We start from the raw sequence: 17,373 nt of genomic DNA, 5'->3' as shown, positions 1-17,373 counted from the left end.
AAGCTGAGAGTGACTGTCATGAGTGGAATCCTTTCGCCGGCCATTGGCGTGATGAACCGGCTGTCCGTGCAGGGCAAGCTGGCCCTGCTGGGGATCATCGGCATGGTGCCGGTGATCGTGCTGGCCTACCTGCTGCTCGACCGTATCCAGGGCGAGGTGGCATTCACCCGCCTCGAGACCCGGACCGTGCCGCTGGTGATGCCGGCGCGCCAGCTGCTTCAGGCGGCACAGGCGCACCGGGGTGTATCGCAGGCGGTCATCGGTGGAAATACGGCTCAGGCCGGCCGGCTGACCGAACTCGAAGCCAAGGTTGATGCGGCCCTCAAGGCGGGGGATGCGGCGGGCGCCGAACAACGTGCTGCCGAGCTCGCCACCGACGCCACCTGGCGCGGGCTGGCAAAGGATTGGGCCGATGTGAAGGCGCGTGCCGTGACCGTTTCCGGGCCGGAGAGCTTCCGCCTGCATACCGAATACATCAACCGGGTGCGCGACTACATCACGCGGGTGGCCGACGCGACCAACGCGACGCTCGATCCGGAGCTGGAAACCTACTACCTCATGGACATGTTCACCGCGCGCCTGCCCGGGCTCGCGGAGGATGCGGGCGCCACGCGGGCGATTGGCACCGGCATCGCATCGCGCCAGAAGATCGTGGAGGGCGAGCGGGTTGATCTGGGGGTGCTGATGCAGCGCATCGCCGATGCGCGCAGTGGCGTGGACGCGGCGGTGCAGAAGGCAGGCAGCAAGGACGCCGGCCTGCAGACGCTCCTGGCCGGGCCGGGCAAGACGCTGGCCTCCGAGATGCAGGGCTTCACCGAACTGGTGAATGGCAGCGTGCTTAAGGCCGCCGAGATCAACATCGCACCGAACCGGGTCTTCGAGACCGGAACCCGGGCGGTGGATAGCGCCTACGCCCTGTTCGACATCACCGCTGCGGAGTTCGACCGTCGCCTGATGGAGCGTCTCACGCGCCTGGAGCAGCTTCGCATGCTGGTCATCACGGTGATCGTCGTCTGCCTGCTGGTGGCGGGCTATCTCTTCCTGGGATTCCGCCGCACGATGCTCACCTCCATCAACGAGATCCAGTCCGGCCTTGGCCGGATGAGTGCGGGCAAGCTGGATGAGTCGCTGGTGGTGTGTTCGAGCGATGCCTTCGGCGAGATCGCCGGCGCGCTCAACGGGATGCAGGCCAGCCTGAAGGCCAAGATCGCCGCCGACCACGAAGTGGCTGCCGCCAACCTGCGGGTGCGCAACGCCCTCGACAAGGCGTCCACCAACATCATGCTGGCCGACAACGAAGGCCAGATCGTCTACTGCAACGACGCCGTGCTGGGCATGCTGCGTCAGGCCGAAGCCGACATCCGCAAGGAGCTGCCGGCCTTCGCCGTCGAAGGGCTGGTGGGGCGCAACTTCGATGTCTTCCACAAGAATCCGGCTCACCAGCGCAACATCCTTGGCCGCCTCACCGGCGAGCATCGAGCCCAGGTGAAGATCGGCGGCCGGACCTTCAGCCTCATTGCCAACCCGGTGTTCAATGCTCAGGGTGAGCGTCTTGGATCGGTGGTCGAGTGGGGCGACCGGACCAGTGAAGTGCGTATCGAAGAGGAAATGGCCGACCTGATGGCGGCTGCGGTTGCGGGCAACTTCGCCCGCCGGCTGTCCCTCGAGGGCAAGACCGGTTTCTTCGCGACACTCGCCGACGGCATGAACAACCTGATGGGCATCGTGGCGACTAATCTCGACGACATCGCCCGGGTGCTCAATGCCATTGCCCGGGGCGATCTGACCGAGAAGATCACCGCCGACTACGGCGGCACTTTCGGTCAGCTGAAGGACGACACCAACACCACCGTCGACCGCCTGCGCGAGGTGGTCGGCCAGATCAAGGATGCGTCCGAATCCATCAATACCGCGGCCCAGGAAATCGCCGCCGGCAACTCCGATCTGTCGGCCCGCACCGAAGAGCAGGCCAGCAGCCTGGAAGAAACCGCCAGCTCGATGGAGCAGCTCAACGCCACCGTCAAGCAGAACGCCGAGAACGCCCGCCAGGCTCGCAACCTCGCCAGCTCCAGCAACGAGGTGGCGGAGCAGGGCGGGGCGATGGTCAATCGGGTGGTCGAGACCATGGGCTCGATCCAGGAGAGCGCGAAGAAGATCGCCGACATCATCGGCGTGATCGATTCGATCGCCTTCCAGACCAACATCCTGGCGCTCAACGCGGCGGTCGAGGCCGCCCGTGCGGGCGAGCAGGGCCGTGGCTTTGCGGTCGTGGCGAGCGAGGTGCGCAGCCTCGCCCAGCGCAGTGCCCAGGCCGCCCGCGAGATCAAGGCACTGATCGCCGACAGCGTGGACAAGGTGGAAGACGGCGCCAAGCTGGTGAATGAAGCCGGCCAGACCATGGAAGACGTCGTTACCAACTTCCAGCGTCTGTCCGCCCTGGTCACCGAGATCGCCGACGCCAGCCAGGAGCAGAGCGGCGGCATCGAGCAGGTGACCCAGGCCGTCGGCCAGATGGACGAAGTGACCCAGCAGAACGCCGCGCTGGTGGAAGAAGCCGCCGCCGCCGCCGAGAGCCTGCAGGAACAGTCCATGTCCCTGGTGCGCTCGGTGGCCCATTTCCAGCTCAAGGGCAACGCGGCCCAGGAGCAGCGTGCGCCCACTGCCCTCGACTTCGACGGCGTGATCCAGGCTCACATGGGCTGGAAGCAGAAATTGCGGGATTTCATCTCCGGGAGCGGGGAGAACCTCGACCCGGCCGTCGTCTCCCGGGACGACAAGTGCGTGCTGGGCTGCTGGATCCACGGCGAAGGCCAGCGCTACGCCAGGGAATCCGGCTTCGCCCGCCTCACCAAATCCCATGCCGATTTCCACCGCTGTGCTGGTGACGTCGTCCGCGCCCAGTTGGCCGGCGACGAGGTGGGCGCCAAGCGCCTGCTGCTGAATGACTTCTCGGTGCTCTCCGACGAGACCATCCAGGAGATCCGCCGGATGAAGGCCTTGCATGGCCAGCAGGCGCCCGTGCCGGTCGCGCCGAAGCCGGTCACGGCCCAGGTTGCCGCCCTGCCGCTGCGCAGCGCCAAGGGGGGGCGGGTTGGAACACCGCTGCCGAAAGTCCGGCAGCAGGCCGCCAATCTGGCGGAAAGCGAGTGGGAAGAGTTCTGAGCGGCAAATCCGTTTGAGGTCTGACACATAGGGTCGGTCTGGTACAGAAGGAACAAGAAATGAAAATCAACATGCCTGTCACCCAGCATGAGGTGGAGCTGTCCGAGAACTCGCTGATCGTGTCGAAGACCGATCTGAAGGGGCAGATCACCTACATCAACCGGGATTTCATCGAGATCAGCGGCTTCACCGAGAGCGAACTGATCGGCCGGCCGCACAACATCGTCCGACACCCGGACATGCCGGTGGAAGCCTTCGCGGACATGTGGATTGCCCTCAAGGAACACCGGCCGTGGGTGGGCCTGGTGAAGAATCGCTGCAAGAACGGCGACCATTACTGGGTCGAGGCCCATGCTGCGCCGATCGTCGAGAACGGCCAGACCATCGGGTACATGTCGGTGCGCCGCAAGGCCTCCCGAGACAAGATCCAGGCGGCCGAGGCGGCCTATGCCCTGTTCCGCGAAGGCAAGGCTGGCGGTATGAAGATCCGCGATGGCCGCGTCGTTCGTGACGGGGTGTTCGGGCCGGTGAAGCATCTCCTGTCGGGCATGAAGGTGCGCAGCGCGATCATGATGTCCATGACGCTGATGACGATCATCGTCGTGGCCCAGGGTTACATCGGGATGGCCAAGCTCTCGGAAGCCGATGAGGCCATCAGCCAGACTTACGAGCGGCGTCTGAAGCCTGCCATCGATATTGCGCGGATGGAGAACGCCATTGCCGAATCCCGCTCGCAGATCCTGCTGGGCCTTGTCCATGCGCCGGACAATCCGGCCAGCAAGACGCTGAACCATACCCTCGACGGGCACCTGACGGCGCTCGACAAGTCGATGGCCGAGGCGGCCGCGCTGTGGAACGTCTATGGTGACGAGAACTACGCCCGCACGGCGGAGCTCAAGGGGCTGCTCGCCAAGTTTGGCGAAGCCCGTCAGGGGCTGATCGCCAAGGGTCTGACCCCCGCCCGTGAGGCGCTTGCCGCCGGTCGGTTCGACGACGCCAACCGCATCGTCGCCACAGAGCTGGCGGCCCACTTCGACGCGGCCCGTGTCGCGGCCCGGGGTGTTCAGGAGTACATGCTCACCCGCGCCGACCAGCAACGTCAGGAGGCCATCGCCCAGTACCAGAAGACGCTTTACCTGACGATTGCCGGTGTGGTGCTGTCGGTGCTGTTTGCGCTGGTGCTGGTGTGGTGGCTGGTCCGCCGGATCGTCGGTCCGCTCAGGAGCGCGGTCGGTGTGTTCCAGCAGATCGCCCAGGGCAACTTCCAGTCGGCGGTCGAGACCGGCCGCCGGGACGAAATCGGCCAGGTGCTCGATGGCCTCGAATCCATGCAGGTGCGCCTGGGTTACGACGTGGCGGAGGCCAAGATCGTCTCTGACGCGATGGCCCAGATCAAGGTGGGCCTGGATACGGTGGAAACCAACGTCCGGATCGCCGATGTGCATGGTCGCGTGCTGTACGCCAACCCGGCCCTGCTCAAGACCATCGCCGGGATCGAGGATCGCATCCGCGAATACGCCCCGGGCTTCAGCGCGAGCAGTTTCGTGGGGAGCAGCATCGGGGGGCTTTACCCCGATCCTGATGCGGCGCTGCGCCGTCTTGCCGGCTTGACCGAGACCGCCCGCACCCAGATGGTAATTGGCGGCCGGACCTTCGACGTGGTGACCAGCCCGGTCTTCAGCGAAACCGGCGAACGCCTCGGTTCGGTGGGCGAATGGCGTGACCGCACCGATGAACTGGCCGCCGAGCGCGAAGTGCAGGCCATCGTGTCGGCCGCCGCCGACGGCGACTTCTCGGCGCGGCTCGAGAGCACCGGCAAGACCGGCTTCTTCCTCGACCTGTCGAATGGCCTCAACCGCCTGATGGAAGGCGTGGCAGCGAGCCTGGGCGATCTGGGGCGTGTGATGAACGCCATCGCCCGGGGCGACCTGACCGAGAAGATCACCGCCGATTACAGCGGGACCTTCGGCCAGCTGAAGGATGACACCAACACCACCGTCGAGCGCCTGCGCGAGGTGGTCAGCCAGATCAAGGAAGCGTCCGAATCCATCAACACCGCGGCCCAGGAGATCGCAGCCGGAAACTCCGATCTGTCGGCCCGCACCGAAGAGCAGGCCAGCAGCCTCGAAGAAACCGCCAGCTCGATGGAGCAGCTCAACGCCACCGTCAAGCAGAACGCCGAGAACGCCCGCCAGGCCCGCGAGCTGGCCAGCTCCAGCAACGAGGTGGCCGAGCAGGGCGGCGAGATGGTCAATCGTGTCGTCGGCACGATGGGCTCGATCCAGGAAAGCTCCAAGAAGATTGCCGACATCATCGGCGTGATCGACTCGATCGCCTTCCAGACCAACATCCTGGCGCTCAACGCGGCGGTGGAAGCCGCCCGCGCCGGCGAGCAGGGTCGCGGCTTTGCGGTGGTGGCGAGCGAGGTGCGCAGCCTCGCCCAGCGCAGCGCCCAGGCCGCCCGCGAGATCAAGGCGCTCATCGCCGACAGCGTGGACAAGGTCGAGGACGGCGCCAAGCTGGTGAACGAAGCCGGCCAGACCATGGAAGAAGTGGTGGCCAACTTCCAGCGCCTGTCGGTGCTGGTGACCGACATCTCCGAGGCCAGCCAGGAGCAGAGCGGCGGCATCGAGCAGGTGACCCAGGCCGTCGGCCAGATGGACGAAGTGACCCAGCAGAACGCCGCGCTGGTGGAAGAAGCCGCAGCAGCAGCGGAGAGCCTGGAGGACCAGGCCCGCACGCTGGTCCGCGCCGTCTCGATGTTCCGCCTGAGCGCGGCTGGCGCGCCTTCCGCCGTCGTGCCGGACAACGTCGCCCGCCTGCCCGAGCGCCCCGCACGGCCCGCGCCGAAGGCGGCTGTTACGCCGGTATCGAAGGTGCGCAAGGCGAACGTCGCCGTTGGCGGTGACATGGATGACGAGTGGGAAGAATTCTGAAGAGCCCGGCAATGACTGAAAAACTCACAGCACGCCGGCCCCTGTCGGCAAGCGCGGCCCCACGGCCTGCACCCCGCCCGGTTTCCACGGGCGTGGCCCAACCGGATCGGGAGTTCGCCTTCTCCCCCGCCGACTTCGAACGGGTCCGCGCGCTGATCTACAAGCACGCGGGCATCTCCCTGTCGCCGGTCAAGCAGGACATGGTCTATAGCCGGCTGGCCCGGCGCCTGCGGGCGCGGGGCGATCGGACCTTCGCCGAATACCTCGACCGGGCCGAGCGGGAGCCGGACGAATGGGAAACCTTCGTCAATAGCCTCACCACCAACCTGACGTCGTTCTTCCGCGAGGCCCATCACTTCGACATCCTCGCCGAACGCCTGAAGAAGCACGCCGGCCGCGGCCCGGTGCGGATCTGGTGCAGCGCGGCGTCCACCGGCGAGGAACCCTACAGTCTGGCGATCACGGCCTGCGAAGCCTTCAACACGATGACGCCGCCGGTGCAGATCGTCGCCACCGACATCGACACCAACGTGCTCGCCACCGCCGGGAAGGGCGTGTATGGCCTCGACCGGGTCGATCGCCTGTCGCGGGAGCGGATGCAGCGCTTCTTCCTCAAGGGCACCGGCACCCAGGCCGGGCTGGCGCGGGTGCGGCCCGAGCTGCAGCGGCTGATCGAATTCAAGCGCATCAACCTGCTTGATACCCACTGGTCGCTGCAGGGGCCTTTCGATTACATGTTCTGCCGGAACGTGATGATCTATTTCGACAAGCCTACCCAGCACACCATCCTCAAGCGCTTCGTGCCCCTGCTCAAGTCGGACGGCCTGCTGTTTGCCGGCCACTCCGAAAGCTTCCTGCACGCCGCCGATCTATTCCGGTCGCTCGGCCGGACGGTCTACGAAAGGACGGATGCCCGTGACCGATGATCCCGGCTATGTGGAACATCTGGCGACCAATCGCTATTTCGACCGGACCTTTGATTGCGACGCGGTAAAGGTGTTGCCGGGCGAATATTTCGTCACCACGTCCGACATCCTGCTGGTCACCGTGCTGGGGTCCTGCGTTACCGCGTGCATCCGCGATCGGGATAAGGGCCTGGGGGGCATGAACCATTTCATGCTGCCGGAAACGAATGAGGGTTCGGGAATGCTCAGCACCTCGGCCCGCTACGGCGCTTATGCAATGGAGGTCTTGCTGAACCATCTGCTCAAATTGGGTGCGCGTCGGAGCAGTCTCGAAGCCAAGGTATTTGGCGGCGGAAAGGTATTGGCAAGCCTGACCCAGGCGCAGGTGGGAGAGAAGAATGCGCAATTCGTTCTCGATTATCTCGACACCGAGCGGATCCCCATCGTGGCGCAGGATCTGCTCGATATCTACCCCCGCAAGGTGTACTTCTTTCCGGCTAGCGGGCGGGTCATGATGAAAAAACTGGTTCGCGTGAAAAACGACACGCTCGTTGCTCGCGAGCGCGAATATGAAGCCCGACTTCGACGCGACAATGTGCAAGGCGACGTCGAGCTATTTGGTTGACCGGGTTTTTGCACCGGGTTCGATACTGGAAACAGAGCATGGCAATCAAGGTTCTAATCGTCGACGACTCCGCGCTGATGCGGAGCATGCTGTCAGAGGTCATCAATTCCGCGTCCGATCTCGAAGTGGTTGGCGTTGCGCCCGACCCCATCGTCGCGCGGGAAATGATCAAGACGCACAATCCGGACGTGCTGACGCTGGATATCGAAATGCCCAAAATGGACGGGCTCGATTTCCTGGCGCGTCTGATGCGGCTCCGGCCGATGCCCGTCGTGATGATTTCGAGCCTGACGCAGCGGGGTTCTGAAGCCACGCTGCAGGCGCTCGAATTGGGCGCGGTGGATTTCCTGCCCAAGCCGAAACTGGACTCGACGGCCGGAATAGAGAACTATCGTGTAGAAATTTGTGAAAAGGTCCGGGCCGCGTATGGCGCCAGGCCCCGTGTGCCGTTAAGAGCTGTGACAGCACCGAAACCCTTGCTGCGAGAGCCTTCCGAGGGTGTTGGCGGGGGGGGCGGAAACCTTCCTGAACGGGTATTGCAGGAGAAACTGGTGCTGATCGGGGCCTCGACGGGTGGCACCGAGGCCATCAAGGAAGTGCTATGTTCTCTGCCCGGGCAAATGCCTGGAATCCTGATCGTTCAGCACATGCCGGAGATGTTCACCGCGTCCTTCGCGAAACGCCTCGATGGCTTGTGCCAGATGCGGGTCAAGGAGGCCGAGCATGGAGAGAAGGTGCTGCCGGGCACCGCCTATCTGGCGCCGGGGCATTCGCATCTGTCGCTGCGGCGCGTGGTGGGGGGCTATGTCTGTGAACTCGCCCAGTCGGAGCCGGTCAACCGGCACCGGCCGGCGGTGGATGTGCTGTTCCACTCGGCGGCCAAACAGGTCGGGGCCAACGCGCTGGGAGTGATCCTCACCGGGATGGGCAAGGACGGCGCCCAGGGGCTGCTGGCGATGAAGCAGGCCGGCGCATGGACGATCGGACAGGATCAGGAATCCTGCGTGGTTTACGGCATGCCGCGTGAAGCGGCAGCCATCGGCGCCCTCGATGATGTGGCGCCGCTGAAGGAAATCGGGCAACGTGTGCTCTCCCGTCTGCGCGGGATCGAACGCCGGGGTCTGAGGGCATGAATTGAGCGATGGCCTTGTGAGCCGGTGATGTGGTAAGTGGAACGTACAATTAGAGGCTAGAAATGGATACCAGCGTCAGCACCCAGCAGAGTCAGGCCAGGATTCAGCTCTCCGGGCGGTTTGATTTCAACTCCCACCGGGAATTCCGCGATGCGGTGGACAAGGCCCTGGGCAGCCCCGGCACCACCGAGGTCGCCGTTGATCTCGGCAACGTCGCCTACCTCGACAGTTCTGCCCTGGGCATGCTGCTGATGCTCCGCGACAAGGCCAAGACATCCGGCAAGACTGTCTGCCTGGCCAATGCCCGTGGCAGCGTGCGGCAGGTTCTGGACATCGCCAACTTCGGCAAGCTCTTCCCGATCGTGTAGCGGTGGCCGAGCAAGACCCCGAATCCCTCTTCATTCTTGTTGTAGATGACAATCCCGACGATCTTTTCCTGATCCGTCGGGATCTGGTGGCCCTTGGTCACCGTGTCGCTGGTGTCAGCACGGCCAAAGAGGCGCTTGCGCACATCGCCCGGGCTTACCCCGACGTTCTGATGACCGATGTCGGCCTGCCCGGCATGGACGGCATTGAATTGCTCCAGACGGTCCGGATGCGGACCGACGGCAGCTGGATTCCCAGCCTGGTGTTCACCGGCAGCCTGGATGAGGCGACGCAGATGCGTGCCCTCGAAGCGGGCGCCGACGCCTACCTCTGCAAGCCCGCCTCCCGCGAAATGCTGCGCGCCAAGCTCGGGGTGATCCTCCGGCTCAAGGCCATGCAGCGGCAGGCCGAGGCGCGCAACCGCGAGCTTGCCCGCTACCGCAGCCTCCAGGAAGAAGAGCAGCGGCTGGCGCGCTTCGTGATGGAGCGCCTGATCAACCGCGAGGCCCTGGGCGACCCCGCCCTGTCCCACTATATCGCCTCCGCGGCCGAATTCTCCGGCGACCTGATCGCCGCCGCCCGAACCCCCGCCAACGTACTCCACGTGCTCCTCGCCGACGGCGCCGGTCATGGCCTGGCCGCGTCACTCAACGTGCTGCCGGTGACCGCGCCCTTCTACCGGATGACCGAGCGGGGTTTCGGGATCGACGCCATCGCCCGCGAGATCAACAGCAAGGTGCGCGCGCTGCTGCCGGTCGATCGCTTCATCGCGGCCACCCTGGTCGCCGTCAATTTCCGCGAGCGCTACGTGACCGTCTGGAACGGCGGCAATCCGGGGCCGCTCCTGGTGCGGCCGGATGGCCGCGTGCGCATCCATTTCAACCGCCACCACTTTCCCCTCGGGGTGGTGGATGACGACGAGTTCGACGGCACCGTCGATACCCACGTCGTCAATCCCAGCGACCACCTGCTGCTGTTCTCCGACGGCCTCATCGAGCAGGAGGACGCCGATGGTGCGGCCCTGGGGGTCGAAGGGCTCGGGGGCGCGCTCGAAGGGCTTGAAGCCGATGCCCGGCTGCCGCGTCTCATCGACATCGTCCATCAGCTCACCGGCGGCAACCCGCCCCGGGACGACATCTCCATCGCCCAGATCGCCCTGGCCGACTCCCCCAGCCGGGTGCCCAGCCAGCTGCCGGGCGAGGCGGTGGCGCCGTTCAACACCAGTGACTGGCGGCTGGTGTTGCGCCTCGGCGCCACCGACCTCAAGCGCCTCGACGCGGTGCCGCTGATCCTCGGCGCCATCGAGCAGTTCGAGGGCGTGCGTCCGTTCACCGGGCGCCTGTTCCTGGTGCTGTCCGAACTCTTCAACAACGCGCTGGATCATGGCCTGCTGCGCCTGCCTTCGTCCCTCAAGGTCGGGGCGGAGGGCATGGACGTGTTTCTCGAGGAGCGCTCCCGCCGGCTTTCGCGGCTGGCGGTGGGGGCGGTCGAGTTCGAACTGACCCTGCGTCAGAGCCTCGACCGGGCGCCGATGCTGCACATCGGCTGCGTCGATACCGGCCCCGGTTTCGACCACGAGCAGCAGGTGGCGGAGGCCATGCGCGAGCCGACCACCGAAGAAATGCTCAAGGGCCACGGCCGCGGCATTCCGCTGCTGCTGCGGGTCTGCGAGGAAGTGCGCTACAGCGGTTCCGGCAACCGGGTGGACGTGGTCTTCCGCCTTGCCGAACGGGGCGCCGACGGGCTCAAGTAGCTCCGGCGGCGTCTCTCCTGTCGGTCTCCCTTAAGTTCCCCGGGGGCCTGTCGATAAGAACGTCGATATTGTGGGCTGCCCAACCGGGCTGCCCGTCGAGTTGCCGGTAGCCCGCTGCGCTGTCCGGTCATCGTTCGAGACAGGGGAGTGGCCGGACATCATGCGAGTTCAACTTGTTTCAGGCGCCATCGGACTGTGCGCAGCCATTGGTGCCGCGGGAGCCGGGCTGGCCTTCGGGGCTCCGCTGACGGCCGGCTTCGTGGGCGTGAGCGTGGCCCTCGGGGTCTTCATCGGCGTGGCGACGATCATGGCCTGTCGGGTGCTGTTCGTGCAGCCCCTGGGCGAGATGCGTGACACCATCCGGGCGATGCAACGGGATGGCGACCTTTCCCGCCGCGCGCCGGTCTCCGGTGGCCAGGTGGGTGAAGTCGAGCTTGTCTTCAACGAGCTGATCGAGAGCCTGCAGGGCATCGTCGGCAAGGTGATCTTCGACACCCAGCGGGTGTATGAGGCGGCCGACCTGCTGTCGGGCTACGCCGGCCGGGTGGCGGAAGGCTCCTCCGGGCAGCGCGACGCGGCCGAGAGCATGGCCGTGGCGATCGAGCAGATGACCGCCGGCGTCAATGCGGTGGCCGACCACGCCAGCCAGACGGCGGCCAACGCCCAGGCGGCGCGGGAGCTGTCGGTGCAAGGCGGCGAGGTGGCGACCAGCGCCTCGCGGGAGATCGAGCGCATCGCCGCCTCGGTGGCCGATTCGGCCCGGGTGATCGCCTCGCTGGGCGAGCGCTCCGAGGCCATCAGCGGCATCGTCAAGGTGATCCACGAGATTGCCGACCAGACCAACCTGCTGGCGCTCAATGCAGCGATCGAAGCCGCCCGGGCCGGCGAGCAGGGGCGTGGCTTCGCGGTGGTGGCCGATGAAGTGCGCAAGCTTGCCGAACGCACCTCGTCGGCGACCCGGGAGATCGGCGGCATGATCTCGGCGATCCAGTCCGAGACCAAGAGCGCCATCGCAGCCATCGACGTGGGCAGCGTGCAGGCCCACGCCGGGGCCGACCTGGCCCGTCGGGCAGCAAGCTCGCTGGACCAGATCAACCAGGGCGCGCTGCAGACGATGGAGAAGATCGACGCGATCGCCGTCGCCATCACCACCCACAGCCACGAGGCCGAGCAGATCGCCGGCCACGTGCGGCAGATCATGGAGATGGCCGGCCACAACTCGGAAGGCGCGCGGGAAACCCTCTCCGAGGCCACCAGCCTGCGTGATCTGGCGGTGAACCTGAAGGAGATCCGCCGCGTCTTCAAGCTCGGCCCCGCGGGCGAACAGGCGATGGTGGTGCACAAGAAGATGCCCGACATCGTCCGCGATGCATCCCGGCAGATCAGCGAGATGCTCGAGCGGGCGGTCGCCAGCGGGCAGATCAGCGAGGCCGACCTGTTCGACGAAGCCTACAAGCCGATCCCCAGCACCCGTCCGCAGAAATACAGCACCCGCTTCGATGCGCTCACCGACCGGCTCTTCCCCAGCCTCCAGGAGCGCCTGCTGGACGGCAATGGCGAGGTGGTCTACGCCATCGGCACCGACCGCAACGGCTATGTGCCGACCCACAACAAGCGCTTCTGCCAGCCGCTCACCGGCGACTACAACAAGGACATCGTGGGCAGCCGGACCAAGCGGATCTTCGACGATCCGGTGGGCAAGCAGTGCGGCAAGAACCAGATGCCCTTCCTGATCCAGACCTACCGCCGGGATACCGGCGAGATCATGCACGACATCTCTGCGCCGATTTACGTGAACGGCCGCCACTGGGGCGGTTTCCGGATCGGTTACAGGGCCTGACGCGCGGTGCGGCATGACGCGTCCTGCGGGCGCGCGCGGGTGATGCGGCCGCTCTCGAAGAGGCGCTTCCCAGCCTCAAGATTATTCTTACCCCGCCGATATTTATTTCAAGTCGAAGCTTGCCCCATCAGGGTGGCAGGCGGTCCACGACGGAGATCGAGTGATGTCGGAACTTCTCAAGAACATTGACGCGCGTACCCGGCTGGCGGGCACCAACAAGCTGGAAATCCTGCTGTTCACCCTTGGCCTGGATTCACGCACCGGCCGGCGCGAGACGTTCGGTATCAACGTCTTCAAAGTGCGCGAGGTGATGCGCACCCCGCCGATCACCGCCGCGCCGGAAATGCCTTCTTCAGTCGAAGGGATGGTCAGCCTGCGGGGCGTGCTGGTGCCGGTGGTTGACCTGGCCAAGTATGCCGGGATGGGCATCGACACCCCCCGCGACATCATGATCGTCACCGAATACAACGGGCACACCCAGGGCTTCCTGGTCGAGGCGGTGGATACCATCCTGCGCCTCGACTGGTCGCAGATGCGTGTGCCGCCCGACATGCTCACCGCCAACCTGGGCGGGCTGGTCACCGCGGTGACCGAGCTGCCTGGCCCCAAGCTGGTGATGCTGCTGGATGTGGAGAAGGTGCTCTCCGAGACCACCCGCTACGACGACGAGTTCCTGTTCAAGGGCATCGAACCGATCGTGGCGGACGAGCCGGTCACGGTCTATTTTGCAGATGACTCGTCGGTGGCCCGCAAGCAGATCGAGCGGACTCTCGACGCTCTTGGCGTGCGCTACGTGGGTTCGGTCAATGGCCGTCAGGCGTGGGATGAGCTTGAGAAACTCGCCTCCTACGCCAGCAGCAGCGGGCGCAAGGTCAAGGACATGCTGGCCCTGATCCTCACCGATGTGGAGATGCCCGAGATGGACGGCTACATCCTCACCAAGCGGATCAAGACCGATCCACGCTTTGAAGGCGTGCCGGTCATCATGCATTCGTCCCTGTCGGGCATGTCCAACCAGCAGCTCGGCCGTTCGGTCGGGGTGGATGAATACGTGGCCAAATTCGAACCGCAGCGGCTGGCGGAGGTCCTGCGCCGCCTGATCACGCAGCACAGTGCGGCCAAGGCCGCGTGAGCGAAAGAGGAGCGAGATGAACATGGATCGTGTCGATCGCGGGTTGCTGGAGTCGGTGGACGCCAGGACCAAGCTGGCGGGTTCGAACCGCATGGAAATCCTGCTGTTCTCGCTGGGAACCCAGGAGATTTTCGGGATCAACGTGTTCAAGGTCCGCGAGGTGTCCCGGGCGCCCTTCATCACCAAGGCCCCCAACATGCCGGCCGGCGTGGAAGGGCTGATCTCGCTGCGGGGCAACGTGATCCCCGTGCTGGCCCTCGCCAAGGTGATGGACATTGCCGTGCCGGGCGAGCCCCTGGGCGGCTCGATGATGGTCACCGAATACAGCAAGCGCACCCTGGGCTTCCTGGTGCACGAGGTGGATCGCATCATCCGCGTCGAATGGGACAAGGTCCGCGCGCCGGACAACGTCACCTCCAGCGGCCATCACTTCATCACCGCCATCACCGAGCTGCAGGACGGCAAGCTGGTGTCCATCCTCGATGTGGAAACCATCCTGGCAAGCACCTTCGGCGAGGCCGTGGTCGGCCAGATCCATCCCCTCGAAGGTGCCCACGACGTGAACATCTTCTTCGTGGATGACTCCGCGGTGGCCCGCAAGAAGATCGCCGAAACCCTCGACAAGCTGGGGGTGCGTCACAAGCACGCCCTCAACGGGCTGGAAGCCTGGACCCGTCTCGAAGGCATGGCGAGCCACGCCCAGCAGCGCGGCATCGACCTGCGCGAGGAGGTCAATCTGATCCTGGTGGACGCCGAGATGCCCGAGATGGACGGCTACGTGCTCACCCGCAACATCAAATCGGATGCCCGCTTCGAAGGCATTCCGGTTGTCATGCACTCGTCCCTGTCGTCCGAAGCCAATCGGGCGATGGGCAAGAGTGTCGGTGTCGATTCCTACGTCGCCAAGTTCGACGCCGACGTCCTGGCTGAAACCCTGCGCCCCCTGCTGATGCGTTCCTGCCGGGACTGAACGGAGATCAACAACATGTCGGACCCCAAGATGAAATTTCTCGTAGTCGATGACTTTTCCACCATGCGGCGCATCGTCCGCAACCTGCTCAAGGAGCTCGGTTTCACCAACGTGGACGAGGCCGAGGACGGGCAGATCGCGCTGCAGAAGCTCAACTCGCTGCCCTTCGATTTCGTGGTGACGGACTGGAACATGCCCAACATGGACGGCCTCACCTTGCTGCAGAACATCCGTGCCACGCCGGCCCTGAAGCACCTGCCGGTGCTGATGATCACCGCCGAAGCGAAGAAGGAAAACATCATCGCGGCGGCCCAGGCCGGTGCCAGCGGGTACATCGTCAAGCCCTTCACGGCGGCAACCCTTTCCGAAAAGCTCGAGAAGATCTTCGAGAAGATGGGCAAGAAGGCAGCTTGACGGCCCTCGACAGCACGGAGTTCCATCATGGCAAAACGTCTCAAATTTGACGAATCCGGCGACAGCGACGATCTGCAGGCGCTGTTCGACAGCATCTCCGGAACACCCTCCGCCGCGAGCGCCCAGCCGCGCCTCGAAGTGGTCGCCAGTTCTGCCGCCAGCGCCAGCGTCGCGGGTGGTGACGACGACGACCTGCAGGCGCTGTTCGATACCGTGGCGGAGGAATACACCGCCGAACACGACCACGACGCGCCTGCCGCCGGTGAGGCCCGTCCCCACAGCTGCGACAACGTATTCAACCGGATCGGCGTGATGACCCGTCAGCTCCACGATACCTTGCGCGAACTGGGCTACGACCGCAGTCTGCAGGAAGCCGCCCACGCCATTCCCGATGCCCGCCAGCGCCTGGCCTACATCGCCGAGATGACCGAGCAGGCTGCGAGCAAGGTGCTCAACGCCACCGACATCGCCAAGCCGATCCAGGACAAGGTGCACGCCGATGCCGAAACCCTGCGCGCCCGCTGGGACCGCCTCTACGCCCGGCAGATGAGCGCCGACGAGTTCCGTGCCCTGGCTGGAGAAACCCGCGATTTCCTCGGCAGCGTGGTCAGCGGCACCCGCGAAACCAACGCCCAGCTGATGGAAATCATGATGGCCCAGGATTTCCAGGATCTCACCGGCCAGGTCATCAAGAAGGTCGTGGACCTCGCCCAGGGACTGGAGCAGCAGCTGCTGCAGGTGCTCATCGAGGCAATGCCCGCCGAACGCAAGGCCGAGGCACCGGAAGGTCTGATGAATGGCCCGGTGATCAGCGCAGTCGGTCGGGACGACGTGGTATCGAACCAGGAGCAGGTGGACGACCTGCTCGAAAGTCTCGGTTTCTGAGCCGGCGAGCGCGGGCCAGACCGCAAGGAGCAATGCAATGAGCGATTTTTCCGGGATGGAAGACCTTCTGCAGGATTTCCTCGTCGAAGCGGGGGATCTGCTGTCCGGCGTGGATAACAAGCTGGTGGATCTCGAACGGGCGCCCGACGACAAGGGACTCCTGAACGACATCTTCCGCGGCTTCCACACCATCAAGGGCGGTGCTGGCTTTCTCAACGCGGCCGAGCTGGTCACCCTGTGCCACCTTACCGAGAACCTCTTCGATCTCCTGCGCAACGGCGAACTCGTCGTGACGCCCGAGATCATGGACGTGATCCTGTCGTCCACCGGCTCGGTGCGCGACATGTTCGGCTATCTCGAGCAGGGCGTGCAGCCACCGGCTGCCGATCCGCACCTGATCGAGGATCTGCGCCGCGCCATTGCTGGCGAGCTGAGCCAGTCGTCATCGTCTGCTCCGGCGCCCGCTCCTGCGGCTGCTCCGGTGCTGTCCGGGGATGGCCTCGACTGGAACGAACTGCTCGAAGCCGTCACTGGCGCCCCGGCGAGCGCGCCGGCTCCAGCGCCCGTGCTGCAGGCCGTACCTGCACCGGCACCCGCTCCCGCTCCCGCACCCGCGCCGGTGGTCATGCATCAGAGCGACGCCGAACTCGCCAGCAAGTCGCCAGAGGAAGTCATCAAGGCCGCCGTCGGCCGCCGTGCCTCCGATCGCCCCGGCGCCAGTGGCCCGGTGGGCCGCCGCGACACCGAGAAAACCCGTGACAACTCGATCCGCGTGGACACCTCGCGTCTCGACCAAGTGCTCAACCTGTCCGGCGAGATCGGCCTCACCAAGAACCGCCTCAACGCCCTGCGCAGCGACATCCTCAACGGCCGCAGCGACACCGAGACCCTGCACGCCCTCGATCTGGCCGTGAGCCAGCTCGACCTGCTGGTGTCCGACCTTCAGAACGCGGTGATGAAGACCCGCATGCAGCCCATCGGCCGGCTGTTCCAGAAATACCCGCGCATCGCCCGCGATCTGGCCCGCAACCTGGGCAAGGACGTGGAGCTGGTGCTCTCCGGCGAAGACACCGAGATCGACAAGACGATGATCGAGGATCTGTCCGATCCGATCATCCACCTCATCCGCAACGCGGTGGACCACGGCGTCGAGGAAACCCAGGAACGCCTCGCCAACGGCAAGCCCGAGAAATCCATCGTCCGCCTCGAAGCCCGCCAGGAAGGCGATCACATCGTGATCCTGGTGGCCGAC

At 65.2% G+C, this 17,373-nt stretch carries 13 protein-coding genes; all 13 read left to right on the top strand.

The features are described from left to right. Nucleotides 1-18 precede the first annotated feature (18 nt). On the top strand, nt 19-3,162 hold the full coding sequence (locus tag Q0672_RS13260) for a methyl-accepting chemotaxis protein (protein WP_298622891.1): 3,144 nt from the start codon (nt 19-21) through the stop codon (nt 3,160-3,162). A 59-nt stretch (nt 3,163-3,221) separates the two neighbouring features. Beyond that, nucleotides 3,222-6,098 carry a methyl-accepting chemotaxis protein gene (locus tag Q0672_RS23510; protein ID WP_367179960.1) on the top strand — a complete coding sequence of 959 codons (2,877 nt, stop codon included), beginning with the start codon at nt 3,222-3,224 and terminating at the stop codon, nt 6,096-6,098. Nucleotides 6,099-6,190: 92 nt separating this feature from the next. After that, entirely contained in the window at nt 6,191-7,024 is an 834-nt protein-coding gene (locus Q0672_RS13245) for a CheR family methyltransferase (protein WP_298622888.1), read from the top strand. Then, nucleotides 7,014-7,628: a chemoreceptor glutamine deamidase CheD gene (gene cheD, locus Q0672_RS13240; RefSeq protein ID WP_298622885.1), complete on the top strand. Its 615-nt coding sequence runs from the start codon at nt 7,014-7,016 to the stop codon at nt 7,626-7,628. The genes Q0672_RS13245 and cheD overlap by 11 nt, the downstream gene beginning before the upstream one ends. 38 nt (nt 7,629-7,666) lie before the next feature. After that, on the top strand, nt 7,667-8,761 hold the full coding sequence (locus Q0672_RS13235) for a chemotaxis response regulator protein-glutamate methylesterase (protein WP_298622882.1): 1,095 nt from the start codon (nt 7,667-7,669) through the stop codon (nt 8,759-8,761). Nucleotides 8,762-8,823: 62 nt separating this feature from the next. Continuing rightward, a complete protein-coding gene (locus tag Q0672_RS13230; protein WP_153159908.1) occupies nt 8,824-9,129 on the top strand; it encodes an STAS domain-containing protein in 306 nt (101 codons plus the stop codon). Nucleotides 9,130-9,131: 2 nt separating this feature from the next. Continuing rightward, nucleotides 9,132-10,880, top strand: a complete 1,749-nt coding sequence (locus Q0672_RS13225; protein ID WP_153159909.1) for a fused response regulator/phosphatase — start codon at nt 9,132-9,134, stop codon at nt 10,878-10,880. A 160-nt stretch (nt 10,881-11,040) separates the two neighbouring features. After that, nucleotides 11,041-12,720 carry a methyl-accepting chemotaxis protein gene (locus Q0672_RS13220; RefSeq protein ID WP_298622878.1) on the top strand — a complete coding sequence of 560 codons (1,680 nt, stop codon included), beginning with the start codon at nt 11,041-11,043 and terminating at the stop codon, nt 12,718-12,720. Nucleotides 12,721-12,883: 163 nt separating this feature from the next. After that, nucleotides 12,884-13,852, top strand: coding sequence for a chemotaxis protein (locus Q0672_RS13215; RefSeq protein ID WP_153159910.1), 969 nt, complete (start codon nt 12,884-12,886; stop codon nt 13,850-13,852). A 16-nt stretch (nt 13,853-13,868) separates the two neighbouring features. Then, a complete protein-coding gene (locus Q0672_RS13210; RefSeq protein WP_228111757.1) occupies nt 13,869-14,822 on the top strand; it encodes a chemotaxis protein in 954 nt (317 codons plus the stop codon). Between the two features lie 15 nt (nt 14,823-14,837). Further along, complete coding sequence (gene cheY, locus Q0672_RS13205; RefSeq protein ID WP_079432693.1) at nt 14,838-15,236, top strand: chemotaxis response regulator CheY; 399 nt, start codon at nt 14,838-14,840, stop codon at nt 15,234-15,236. A 27-nt stretch (nt 15,237-15,263) separates the two neighbouring features. After that, entirely contained in the window at nt 15,264-16,121 is an 858-nt protein-coding gene (gene cheZ / locus Q0672_RS13200) for a protein phosphatase CheZ (RefSeq protein WP_153159912.1), read from the top strand. Between the two features lie 37 nt (nt 16,122-16,158). After that, on the top strand, nt 16,159-17,373 hold a 1,215-nt coding region (locus tag Q0672_RS13195; protein WP_298622873.1), incomplete at its 3' end, for an Hpt domain-containing protein.

The sequence above is a fragment of the uncultured Zoogloea sp. genome (assembly GCF_937894855.1).
Lineage (GTDB): Bacteria > Pseudomonadota > Gammaproteobacteria > Burkholderiales > Rhodocyclaceae > Zoogloea > Zoogloea oryzae.
This window is presented reverse-complemented; position numbering and strand designations above follow the sequence as displayed.